6 protein-coding genes are annotated in these 11,142 nt (G+C 68.3%); 4 read left to right on the plus strand and 2 right to left on the minus strand.

The window, feature by feature from the left end:
- The first annotated feature begins 12 nt into the window (after positions 1–12).
- Together G4D86_RS24880 and G4D86_RS24885 are read left to right on the plus strand one after the other, a co-directional pair.
- The gene (locus G4D86_RS24880; protein ID WP_163996506.1) at positions 13–2,031 is read left to right on the plus strand and encodes a TolB family protein; all 2,019 of its coding nucleotides are present in this window, start codon (positions 13–15) and stop codon (positions 2,029–2,031) included.
- A gap of 356 nt (positions 2,032–2,387) precedes the next feature.
- Positions 2,388–4,484, plus strand: coding sequence for a S46 family peptidase (locus tag G4D86_RS24885; RefSeq protein WP_163996507.1), 2,097 nt, complete (start codon positions 2,388–2,390; stop codon positions 4,482–4,484).
- A gap of 119 nt (positions 4,485–4,603) precedes the next feature.
- Here the strand turns inward: G4D86_RS24885 and guaA are convergent, their stop codons facing one another.
- The gene (gene guaA, locus G4D86_RS24890; RefSeq protein ID WP_163996508.1) at positions 4,604–6,157 is read right to left on the minus strand and encodes a glutamine-hydrolyzing GMP synthase; all 1,554 of its coding nucleotides are present in this window, start codon (positions 6,155–6,157) and stop codon (positions 4,604–4,606) included.
- A gap of 99 nt (positions 6,158–6,256) precedes the next feature.
- Here guaA and G4D86_RS24895 point away from each other — a divergent pair, with 99 nt between their 5' ends.
- Positions 6,257–6,886, plus strand: coding sequence for a hypothetical protein (locus G4D86_RS24895; protein WP_240360460.1), 630 nt, complete (start codon positions 6,257–6,259; stop codon positions 6,884–6,886).
- A gap of 131 nt (positions 6,887–7,017) precedes the next feature.
- Here G4D86_RS24895 and guaB read toward each other — a convergent pair whose 3' ends face one another.
- On the minus strand, positions 7,018–8,475 hold the full coding sequence (gene guaB / locus G4D86_RS24900) for an IMP dehydrogenase (RefSeq protein WP_163996510.1): 1,458 nt from the start codon (positions 8,473–8,475) through the stop codon (positions 7,018–7,020).
- 176 nt (positions 8,476–8,651) lie between these two features.
- Between guaB and G4D86_RS24905 the strand changes: the two genes are divergently transcribed.
- Complete coding sequence (locus G4D86_RS24905) at positions 8,652–10,988, plus strand: TIGR02266 family protein (protein WP_163996511.1); 2,337 nt, start codon at positions 8,652–8,654, stop codon at positions 10,986–10,988.
- Positions 10,989–11,142 lie beyond the last annotated feature (154 nt).

Consider the following 11,142-nt stretch of genomic DNA (forward strand, 5'->3'; position numbering starts at 1 on the left):
GGGAGCCTTACAATGTCTTCGATTCTTGTCCCCCCGTGTCGGCGCGCGCTGGCACTCGTGCTCACTGGCGTGGCGCTGATGCTGGCGTGCGACACTGCCCAGAAGCGGGACCCCCCTCCGGATCCCATCCCTTCGGAGCCCCTACCTGCGAACGGCGTGCTCATCGCCGCCACGGCCACGACGCTGGCACCTGGGAAGTGCGCCACCGTCTCCGCCTTCGTGGCAAGTCTGGAGCTCGAGGACACCGAGGCCGCCCGGGCCGTCAAGTGGACGCTGCAGGGCCCGGGTACATTCACCCCAGGCGACCGCAGGACCGTCGTCTACTGCGCGGATGCGACGTCCACCGGCACGGCCACGCTCCTGGCCACGTCGCTCGCCGAGCCGCAGCTCTCCGCCTCCCTGGAGCTGACGCTGGGCACGCCCTCGACAGACGCCATCCAGACCACCCTCTTCAACCCCGTCTGCTTCGACCTGCGCTGCCGGTCGGCCTGGCCTACGGACGACCCGGCGCGTGTCCTGGTCAAAGTCGAGTCCACGTACGAGGTCGCCTCCGTGGTGGCCCGGGTGCCGAGCGCGGCGCGACAGGCGGCGCTCGCGCCTGTCCCGGGCTCCCTCGGGTACTTCGAAGCGACGCTCGACCTGCACGACGTCGCGCCGGGCGCCTACTTGCTGGAAGTCGTGGTGACGGACACGCGCGGTAACACCCTCGTGACGCCAGCGCGGTTCATCCTGGACCGCCCGCCGCGCCTGGTGCGCGAGGCGCCAGTCCCCGAGCGTGTCGCTGCTACGACCGAGCTCCCGATCCTCGCGACGTGCACGGACGACAGCGGGGGCTGCGTGCTGGAGGTGCGCGTGCGCGAGGCGCCTGATGCGGCCGTGGTGGCGCGCGCCACCACGCGGCTGGACACCGTCGTGGACCTGAGCCCCTACGCAAATCGGACGGTGCACCTCGACCTGCGGGTGGTCGACGCGCTTGCCGGGTGGACCCGCAGCCCACAGGCCCCCGTGCTGGCCACCGTCGTGATGAACCCCGCCCTGCAGCGCGTGAGGTCGGTGCCCGGCGCGCTCCTGGACGCGGACGCCACACGCCTGCTCTTCGGCCCCCGCGAGAACGCCACCAGGCCTGTTGGCATCGCCATCATGGACCGTGCCTCGGGCTCCGTCGTCACCGCGCCGGCGCCCGCGAAAGACGCGATGCTGCAGGATTGGTGGCTCACGTCCAGCGGCGCCGTCCTCCGGCTTACCGAGGGGCCAGACCGGACCTCGAAGAACACGGTGTACTCGTTGCGCGCGGACACCGGGGAACTCACAGCGCTCGAGCCGGACCTCTCGGCCTCCAGCCTCAGGGCGGCGGGCGACTACGCCATCTGGGGCGTGTTCCCGGGCTTCCCGGGCATTCATCATCTCAAGGTTCATCGACTGTCCACCGGCGCAACCACGGACCTCGGCCCCAACAGCAACGCGTATAACAGCGACGTCGCGGAGACTGGGCTGGTCGCGTACTGGGGCGGGAACTCCGACATCTTCACGTATCGTGACGGGGAAACGCGCCAACTGACCGACGATGCCGATCCTGTCCGGAACATCTACCCGCGCACGGACGGCACGCGGGTCGTCTTCCAGCACGGAGCCGTCGACTTGCCCTTCCTCATGCTGTGGACGGGAGCGTCGCTCGAGACGCTGACGCAGAACAGGAACGCGTACGCATCTCCGGGCCGCGACTATGAAGTACGTGCTGGCTGGATTGCGTACACGGATGCGGTGAACAACGGGCCCAAGCAGGTGTGGCTGCGCAGCCCGACTGGCGAGGTCCGCAAGCTGACGGACTTCGGAACGTCCAGCTACATCGAGGCGCTGACCGCCGAGGGGCGCGTCGCGGTGCGCACCGGGGTTGCGCCCCAGGAGCGACTGCTGGTGAGCCGCGCTGACGGCACGTTGCAGGACCTGGGGCCCGTGGCCGGGCGCGCGCTATGGCTGGACGGGGCCTGGCACGTGCTGTGGGCCGACACGCTGTTCCGCGTCGTCCCGTAGTCCGCGGGCGTGCACGTGTCCGGCCCGTTCCCACGGCCGGACACGCTGATCCCAGAACCGACGCACGACGCACCGCACCAGCCACGCCAGGTTGCCTGCCCGCGCCCTGCGAGCACGCCGTATCGCGACTTTACCGGCCCGTCTCCGCTGTTACTTCCCGGGCCCGGAATTCGCACTACGCGTCGGGCAATTACCGAGGCAAACCGACGTAGCGCATCCGTGTGGCGGCGTGGAATCGAATGGCCGCTCGCCTGTTCCGTGCGCCGGGAATTATTCCCGGCTTTTTACCGGCTTGACCCAGCCGGGGGGTTCCCGCAGAACGCGACCGTCCCCCCGGTTCTGGAAAGGACCTGTTCATGAAGCGTTTGTTCGTGATTGCCACCCTCCTCGGTGCGGCGCCCGCGCTGGCCGACGAGGGAATGTGGACCTACAACAACTTCCCCGCGGCGAAGGTGAAGGAGAAGTTCGGCTTCGAGCCGACGCAGCAGTGGCTGGACAAGGTGCGCATGTCGTCGGCGCGGCTCGCGGGTGGCTGCTCGGCCAGCTTCGTGTCCCCGGACGGCCTGGTGATGACCAACCACCACTGTGCCCGCGGCTGCATCGAGCAGCTCTCCACGGCGAAGAAGGACTACATCGCCAACGGCTTCTACGCGAAGACCCAGGCCGAGGAGAAGCAGTGTCCGGCCATGGAGATCAACCAGCTGGAGAGCATCAACGACGTCACCGAGACGCTGAACAAGGCCACCCAGGGCCTGTCCGGCAAGCAGTACGCGGACACCCTCAAGGCGAAGATGTCCGAGCTGGAGCAGACCTGCTCCGCCGGTGACGCCAAGGTGCGCTGCGACGTCGTCACGCTGTACCAGGGTGGCAAGTACAACCTGTACAAGTACCGCCGCTTCCAGGACGTGCGCCTGGTGATGGCCCCCGAGCACGCCATTGCCTTCTTCGGCGGCGACCCGGACAACTTCGAGTTCCCCCGCTACGACCTGGACATGTCCTTCGTGCGCGTCTACCAGGACGGCAAGCCGGCCAACACCAAGGACACGTACTTCAAGTGGTCCGAGCACGGCGCCAAGGAGGGTGAGCTCACCTTCGTCTCCGGCAACCCCGGCCGCACCTCGCGCGGGCTGACCGTCGCCGAGCTGGAGCTGCAGCGCGACGTCATCCTCCCCAAGACGCTCATGTTCCTCTCCGAGCTGCGCGGCCTGGTGACCGAGTTCCAGAAGCGCGGCCCCGAGCAGAAGCGCATCTCCAACAACATGCTGTTCGGCGTGGAGAACGGCCTCAAGGCCAGCAAGGGTCGCCACGAGGCGCTGCTGGACAAGAAGTTCTTCGCGTCGAAGGTCGCCGCGGAGCAGGACCTGCGCAAGAAGGTCGACGCCAACCCGGAGATGAAGAAGAAGTACGGCGCGGCGTGGGATGAGATCGCCAAGGCCCAGGAGCAGCTCAGCAACATCCGCAAGGAGCTGGGCTTCATGGAGCAGGGCCAGGGCCTGTCCTCCACGACGTTCCAGATTGCCCGCACGCTGCTGCGCGCCTCCGAGGAGCTTCCCAAGGAGAACGGCCAGCGCCTGCGTGAGTACAGCCAGGCCGGCCTGCCCGCCCTCAAGGCCCAGCTGCTCAGCCCCGCCCCCATCTACCCGGAGCTGGAGATTGCCCGCCTGACCTTCGGCCTCACCAAGATGCGCGAGGAGCTGGGCGCCGACCACCCCTTCGTGAAGAAGGTGCTCGGCAAGGAGTCCCCGGAGAAGCTGGCCACCCGCGTGGTCAACGGCAGCAAGCTGCGTGACGTGAAGGCGCGCCAGGCGCTGTTCGACGGTGGCAAGGCCGCCGTGGACGCCTCCAAGGACCCGATGATCGAGCTGGCGAAGCTGGTGGACCCGGATGGCCGCGCGGTCCGCAAGAACTTCGAGGAGAACATCGAGGCCGTCATCCGCAAGAACAGCGAGCTCATCGCCAAGGCGAAGTTCGAGGTCTACGGCACCAACCAGTACCCCGACGCCACCTTCAGCCCGCGCCTGTCCTACGGCTCGGTGAAGGGCTACATGGAGGATGGCAAGCAGGTGGCTCCCATCACCCAGATGGCCGGCACCTTCGAGCGTCACACCGGTGAGGACCCGTTCGCGCTGCCCCAGACCTGGCTGAAGTCCCAGAAGATCCTGAACGGCACCACGGGCATGAACTTCGTCACCACCAACGACATCATCGGCGGCAACTCCGGCTCGCCCATGATCAACAAGGACGGCGAGATCGTCGGCCTCGTGTTCGACGGCAACATCCAGTCGCTCGGTGGCGAGTACGGCTTCGACGAGAGCGTGAACCGCACGGTGGCCGTCCACAGCGACGCCATCATCGAGGCGCTGCAGAAGATCTACGGCGCCACCCGCGTGCTCGAGGAGCTGCGCCCCGGCAGCACCAAGGTGCCGCCCGTGAAGACCAACCCGGCGGGGTGAGTCGTCCCGCTGGATAGGGGCCCGGGCTTTCACGCCGGGCCCTGAAGCACGAAGAGGCTGCCCGGAGCGAACCCGGGCAGCCTCTTTGCTTTACGCCCTACCCTGCCCCGCCTGGCCGCTCACTCCCACTCGATGGTGGCGGGCGGCTTGGAGGAGATGTCGTAGGCGACGCGGTTGATGCCGCGCACCTCGTTGGTGATGCGCGTGGAGATGCGCTCCAGGACGGGGAACGGCAGCCGGGCCCAGTCCGCCGTCATGCCGTCCACGCTGGTGACGGCGCGGAGCACGCAGGTGGACTCGTAGGTGCGCTCGTCGCCCATGACGCCCACGCTCTGCACGGGCAGCAGCACGGCGAAGGCCTGCCAGACTTCCTTGTAGAGGCCGGCGGCGCGAATCTCCTCCTGGACGATGGCGTCCGCGCGCCGCACCAGGTCCAGGCGGGCCTCGGTGACTTCGCCGAGCACGCGGATGGCCAGGCCCGGGCCGGGGAACGGCTGGCGGGAGACCATCTCGTCCGGCAGCCCCAGCTCGCGGCCCAGGGCGCGGACCTCGTCCTTGAACAGCTCGCGCAGCGGCTCCACCAGCTTGAGCTTCATCGTCTCCGGCAGGCCGCCCACGTTGTGGTGGCTCTTGATGGTGACGGACGGGCCCTTGTACGAGACGGACTCGATGACGTCCGGGTAGAGCGTGCCCTGCGCGAGGAACTCCGCGTCCTGGATGTCGCGGGACGCCTCCTCGAACACGGCGATGAACTCGCGGCCGATGATCTTCCGCTTCTTCTCCGGGTCCGTGACGCCGGCGAGCTTCTCCAGGAAGCGGGCCCGCGCGTCCACCGTCTTGAGCGGCACGTGGAAGCGGTCCACGAAGAGCGCCTCCACCTGGGCACGCTCGCCCTGCCGCAGCACGCCGTTGTCCACGAAGATGCACTGCAGGCGCGGACCGATGGCCCGGTGCAGCAGCAGCGCCGCCACTGAGCTGTCCACGCCTCCGGACAGCGCGCAGATGACCCGGCCGTGCTCACCCACCTGGCGGCGGATGGTGTCCACCGCCTCGCCGATGAAGCCCTTCATCGTCCACGAGCCCGTCACCTTGCAGTCGGTGAACAGGAAGGCGCGCAGCATCGCCTTGCCCTGCGGCGTGTGGACCACCTCCGGGTGGAACTGGAAGCCGTAGAAGGGCTTGCTCGCATGGGCGGTGGCGGCGAAGGGCGAGTTGCCGCTGCGACCGATGGCCTCGAAACCGGGGGGCAGCTCGTCCACCCGGTCGCCATGGCTCATCCACACCTGCACCCGGTCGCCCACGTTGAACTCGGCGAAGGGGCCGCGGCGGGCGAGCACCTCCACCTCCGCGTTGCCGAACTCCCGGTGCGCGCCGCGGTCGATGCGGCCGCCGAGCAGCTTGGCGAGGAGCTGGAGGCCGTAGCAGATGCCCAGCACGGGCACCCCGGCCTCGAAGACGAACGGGTCACAGCGCGGGGAACCGGGCGCTTCCACGGACGCCGGCCCTCCGGAGAGGATGATGCCGCGTGGAGCGAAGCGGCGGATGTCCTCCGCCGGGAGGTCCGGGCGGTGGATCTCGCAATACACACCCAGCTCCCGGACGCGCCGGGCGATGAGTTGCGTGTACTGACTCCCGAAATCGAGGATCAGGATCTTCTCGGCGTGCAGGTCCACCGGGGGTCTCCAAGGGGGCGTCGTTGACGGCTGGGGGCCCTTATCGCTACAAACTTCGGGAAATCAACGCCCAAGTACCTTCAATTGTTCGAGGTCTGGATGCTCCGCCGCCTGTCCGCCCCCACTGCTGTGTCGCTGCTCCTGCTGTCCGCCCCAGGTTGCGTGAAGGAGATCACCTCGGACGAGCGCCTGGACCGAGAGACGCAGAACCTCGCCGTGAAGGACACCCCCGGCGCCGCTGACCTCCAGAAGCTGACCTGTGACGACACCACCGACGCGCTCGGCAAGGCGCGCAACGTGAATCGTCCGGAGACGGACCGTCTGGTGGACTACATCGAGCTGTACTCCTCGCTTCGCAAGCGCACCGCCACCTTCGAGGAGGCGATGAACCGCAACCCGGACCTGAGCTACCGCGAGGGCAGCCAGCAGCTGGTCAGCGCCAAGGACACCTGCATCCAGCAGACCGCCGACGTGCGCGTGGAGTTCGAGACCTACACCCGGGAGCTGGTGGAAGTGCCCACCGTCCAGGAAATCAAGGGCGGCAACACCGTCACCATCGCCCGGCTCGACTTCAACACCCTGCGCCAGGCGATTGAAACGCTGGAGCCGGACGACAAGGAGTCGCTGCTCACGCGCGTGGCCAACGCGGAGAAGAAGGTGGCCCCCGCGTCGGCGCCCGCGTCCGAGGAGCCCGCCACGACGACTGGCGGCCGCAAGCGGGGCAAGTAGTCCGGCCCGCTTCCGAGCCAACTTCGAGCCATGAAAAAGGGCCCCGCCGGGTGGCGTGGGCCCTTTTTCGTTCCGCCAGATGAGCAGCGAGGGCCCCCGGGACTGAGGCACCCTCGTGGCCCGGGGCCGCGCTACTCCACGCGGTAGTTCGGGGCCTCTTCCGTGATGATGACGTCGTGCACGTGGCTCTCCTTGAGCCCGGCGGACGTGATTCGCACGAAGGTGGCCTGGGTGCGCAGCTGGTCGATGGTGCCGCAGCCTACGTAGCCCATGCCGCTGCGGATGCCGCCCAGCATCTGGTGCACGTTCATGCCGAGCGTGCCCTTGTACGGGACGCGGCCCTCGATGCCCTCGGGCACCAGCTTCACGGCCTCCACGTCCGACTGGAAGTAGCGGTCCTTCGCGCCCTGCTTCATGGCGCCCATGCTGCCCATGCCGCGGTAGCTCTTGTAGCTGCGGCCCTGGTACAGGATGACGTCGCCGGGAGCTTCCTCGGTGCCCGCGAAGAGCGAGCCGATCATCACCGTGCTGGCACCCGCGGCGAGCGCCTTGACGATGTCGCCCGAGTACTTGATGCCGCCGTCGGAGATGATGGGGATGCCGTGCTTCTCCGCCTCGCGGACGCAGTCGTCCACCGCGGTGATCTGCGGCACGCCCACGCCGGCCACCACGCGGGTGGTGCAGATGGAGCCGGGGCCGATGCCCACCTTCACCGCGTCCACGCCCGCCTGGATGAGCGCGTGGGTGGCCTCGGCGGTGGCCACGTTGCCGGCGATGAGGTCGAACCCGCGGAAGTTCTTCCGCGTGTCGCGCACGCCCTCCAACACGCCCTTCGAGTGCCCGTGCGCGGTGTCCACGACGACGACGTCCACGCCGGCCTTGATGAGCGCGTCGAGCCGGGCCTCGCGGTCCGCGGACACGCCCACGGCGGCGGCGCACAAGAGGCGCCCCTTGGCGTCCTTGGCCGCGTTCGGGTTGGTGCGGCGCTTCTCGATGTCCTTGATGGTGATGAGGCCCTTGAGCTCGAAGTCCTCGTTGACGATGAGGAGCTTCTCGATGCGGTGCTCGTGCAGCAGCTTCTGGGCATCTTCCTGACTGATGCCCTCGCGGCCGGTGACGAGCTTGCGCGTCATCATCGCCTCCACCTTCTGGGTGAAGTTGGTCTCGAAGCGCACGTCGCGGCTGGTGACGATGCCCACCAGGCGCCGGCCCTTCACCACCGGGATGCCGGACACGCCGTGCTGGCGCATCAGCTCCAGTGCGCGGCCCAGCGGGGCCTCGGGGTCGATGGTGACGGGGTCCACCACCATGCCGCTCTCGAACTTCTTGACCTTGAGCACCTCGAGCGCCTGCTGCTCGGGCGTCATGTTCTTGTGGATGACGCCAATCCCGCCCTCCTGGGCCATGGCGATGGCGGTACGGGACTCCGTTACCGTGTCCATGGCGGCGGACAGCAGGGGGATGTTGAGGCGGATGTTGCGGGTGAGCCGGGTCGTCAGGTCGACGTCCTTGGGGACGACCGAGCTCTCGGCCGGAACCAGCAGGACGTCATCGAAGGTGAGGGCGAGCCGGATATCGGGGTTCAGCATGAGCGGCGCTCCCGGGGCGTGAAATACCCGCCGGGCACCAGCGCCTGCGGGTGCGGTTCCATACGAGGTACGCTGTCGGTGCGCAACTCGGAAGGGTTGTCTTTTTGACGCCCGTTCCCTCGGAGTTCGGGCGATAATCAGTAGGGTTTTCCCCCTCTTCGTCTCAGGAACCCGCTTTGACGGAATCGAATCAGGCTGCGGTCGGGCTGGTCGTGAAGCTGCCCTTCGCGACGCCCGAAGAGTTCCTGGCGAAGTACGGCAGCAACGTCACCCGTGGCGGCATCTACCTGCGCGCCCGCGCGGTGAAGCCGCCGGGCACCGTCGTCACCCTCGACCTGAAGCTGGCGAGCGGAGAGCGGATCATCTTCGCCTCCGCCGTCGTGCACTTCGTCACCGGTCAGAGTGGCCAGGGCGTCACGGGCATGGGCCTGCGCTTCCTGAACGTGGATCCGCACACCCGGCGCTTCCTGGACTCGGCCGTGGTGGCGATGCCACACGCCCAGTCGGACGTACCGCCCGTGCCCAATGGCGTGGGCGCGGCGGACTACACCGTCCCACCTCAAACGGCCGCCCCGGTCGCCGCTCTCTCCCCTGCCCCGGCTCCCGCCGCTCCGGCGAGCGCGTCCCCGGCGGCCCCCCAGGCTCCGGGCAATGCGGCGGTGGCCGTAGCGCCAGCGGAGGGGCCCGTCATGATGACGGATTCCGCGCTGGGTTTGAGCACGGAGGAGTCCAAGCGGACGGGGCTCATCATCGGCATCGACCTGGGGACGACGAACTCCTGCGCGGCCTATGTGCGCAACGGGAAGCCCGGGGTGCTGCCCAGCCGTGAGGGCCACAACACGGTGCCCTCCATCATCGCCGTCAACACGCGCGGCAAGCTCGTCGTGGGCCACCCCGCCAAGGGGCAGATGCTCACCAACCCGCGGCAGACGGTGTACGGCGCGAAGCGCCTGGTGGGCCGGGCCTACGCGTCGCCTGTCGTCGAGCACATCAAGGACCGCTTCCACTACGAGATCAGCGCCGGGGCCAACGGCGACGCCGGCGTGAAGCTGGGCGAGCGCATCTACACGTTGCAGCAGATCTCCGCGCTCATCCTCCGCGAGGTGCGCGAGGTGGCGCAGAACCAGCTCGGGCAGCCGGTGTCTCGCGCGGTCGTCACCGTCCCCGCGTACTACAACGACAACCAGCGCCACGCGGTGCGCGAGGCCGGGAAGCTGGCCGGCCTGTACGTGGAGCGCATCCTCAACGAGCCCACCGCGGCGGCGCTGGCGTACGGCTACGGGCGCAAGCTGAACCAGCGCGTGCTGGTGTACGACCTGGGCGGCGGCACGTTCGACGCGTCCGTGCTGGAGCTGAACGACAACGTCTACGAGGTCATCTCCACCGGCGGCGACACGTTCCTCGGCGGGCTCGACTTCGACAACGCCATCGTCGCGTTCCTCCTGGAGGAGTTCCAGAAGAAGACGGGCCGCCCCTTCCAGGGTGACCGCGTGGCGCTGCAGCGCATCAACGACGCGGCCGAGCGCGCCAAGTGCGCCCTCTCCGAGCGCAACGAGATGCGGGTGCACGTGGCCTTCGTGACGATGATCGACGACAAGCCGTACGACCTCGACGTCACGCTGACGCGCGCGAAGCTCATCGAGCTGACCGAGGGGCTCGTCGACCGCACCGTCCACGTCTGCGACGAGGTGCTCAAGGCGAAGGGGCTGGGGCCAAAGGACGTGGACGAGGTCATCCTCGTCGGTGGGCAGAGCCGCTTCCCGCTGGTGCACGAGAAGATCACGAAGTTCTTCGGCAAGCCGCCCAGCAAGGGCGTGCACCCGGACGAGGCCGTGGCCCTGGGCGCGGCGCTGCTGGCGCACAGCCTGGGACAGCTCGAGGGCGTGGTGCTCATCGACGTGCTGCCCATGGCCATCGGCGTGGGGCTGCCGGGTGGGCGCTTCAAGCCCGTGCTGGACCGCAACACGTCACTGCCGTCGACCAAGAGCTACACGCTGACGACGCACCGCGACGAGCAGACGGAGCTGGAGCTCACGGTGTTCCAGGGTGACTCGGACAAGGCGGCGTCCAACGAGTATCTGGGCACGCTGAAGCTCGCGGGGCTGCCGAAGCGGCCGCGCGGCGCGGTGCAGGTCTCCGTCACCTTCGAGGTGAACAACGAGTCGCTGTTGAAGGTGACTGCGCGTGAGGCCTCCACCGGCCGCGAGGTGTCGAGCACCTTCTCCACGCGCGACACGCCGGAGTCCGTGAAGGCGAAGCTGTCGCAGCTCGACGCGGAGAGCACGCCCGCCGCGGCGCCCCATGCCGGTGCGGTGGCCACCGGTCCCACGGCTCCCGCGAAGGCAGTGGCTGCCGCGACGAACGGCGTCGTGTCATCTGCCGCGCCGAAGCACACGCCCGCACGCGGAACCACCCAGGCACCGTCGCCCTCACACGCGACGCCAGCTGTTGTTTCAGCGCCGAAACAGAAGGGCTTCATGAGCTGGCTCAGGGGACTGTTCGGAAGGCCCTGAGTACACGCTCGCCTGCTCGGCCAGTAGCGATCCTCCGTGCTCGTGTAAATCCCGAGCAGGCGTAACACTGCGACGTCTCTGTCCAATCTTTAAACGATTGCGCGGCCTGATATGAGGCGCCCCGTCGACAACTGGACGGAAGAGCGCCGCACCC

The sequence above is a fragment of the Pyxidicoccus caerfyrddinensis genome (genome assembly GCF_010894405.1).
Classification (GTDB): domain Bacteria; phylum Myxococcota; class Myxococcia; order Myxococcales; family Myxococcaceae; genus Myxococcus; species Myxococcus caerfyrddinensis.

What these genes read in the sequence shown, in the direction of transcription:
- G4D86_RS24880 (WP_163996506.1), top strand. Translation starts at nt 13, where the DNA reads ATGTCTTCGATTCTTGTCCCCCCGTGTCGGCGCGCGCTGGCACTCGTG.
- G4D86_RS24885 (WP_163996507.1), top strand. Translation starts at nt 2,388, where the DNA reads ATGAAGCGTTTGTTCGTGATTGCCACCCTCCTCGGTGCGGCGCCCGCG.
- G4D86_RS24895 (WP_240360460.1), top strand. Translation starts at nt 6,257, where the DNA reads ATGCTCCGCCGCCTGTCCGCCCCCACTGCTGTGTCGCTGCTCCTGCTG.
- guaB (WP_163996510.1), bottom strand. Translation starts at nt 8,475, where the DNA reads ATGCTGAACCCCGATATCCGGCTCGCCCTCACCTTCGATGACGTCCTG.